2 pseudogenes are annotated in these 752 nt (G+C 68.8%); both read right to left on the reverse strand.

Features of this window, described 5'->3' with window-relative positions:
- Positions 1-542, reverse strand: a pseudogene (locus CFP71_RS43220) (hypothetical protein); the annotation flags it as partial.
- Positions 539-752 (reverse strand): annotated as a pseudogene (locus CFP71_RS45285) (hypothetical protein); the annotation flags it as partial. The pseudogenes CFP71_RS45285 and CFP71_RS43220, both read right to left, overlap by 4 nt.

Genomic DNA, 752 nt, shown 5'->3' on the forward strand with positions numbered 1-752 from the left:
GTCCGATCGTCCCGGGCGAAGGTCACTCCCCAATAGTTCAGATCCTGTCCCGGGTACGGCTTCCCGTCCACGATGAGCGCGAAGTCCTCCAGGGAGCCGTAGTGGCTTCCGGTGTCCAGGTCGAAGATCCCGGCGGTGGTGGAGAACGTGCCGACCCCGCCCAGGTAGGAGTCACCGGCGCGGAACACCGTCCAGCCCACCAGCCGCCCGGTCGGCGAAACCCGGACCCGCGACGGCGTTCCCCATTCGGAGATCCGCCGCGGTTCGGCTCCGGGTTTCGTGACGACCAGTTCGGCCTGGTCGGGGATCGCCGTCGCGTGCAGGCACGCCAGTGTCCCGGCGGCGACGTCCACGCGCTGACAGGACGGCCCGACGCGGTCGTCCTGCCGGACCCGGCCCGACTCGTCCACGGAGATCATCCCGCCGTGGGCCAGGTCCAGCTGCTGTTCCGCGGCGGCGTCGCCGGAGCGGAGCCCGACGAAGACCGCCCCGGCCGCCACCGTGACCACCACGGCGGCGATCCCCGCCCACGTCCGTTTCATTTCACCCTCGTTCCGGCCAGGACCGACACCAGCATCACCACGGCGAAGACCGCGAACGCGGGACGCAACGACGTCCCGGCCGCGAGCGCGCCGAACAGCACCGCGCCCGCCGCCCTGGCGAGTGACTGTAGATCGGAAGAGCGTCGTCTAGGGACAAAGTGGATATCTAGTGTGTGGGCGTAGTGTGAGATGATAGACAAAACGAAACAA

This window comes from Amycolatopsis thailandensis, from assembly GCF_002234405.1.
In the GTDB taxonomy this organism is placed as follows: Bacteria; Actinomycetota; Actinomycetes; order Mycobacteriales; family Pseudonocardiaceae; genus Amycolatopsis; species Amycolatopsis thailandensis.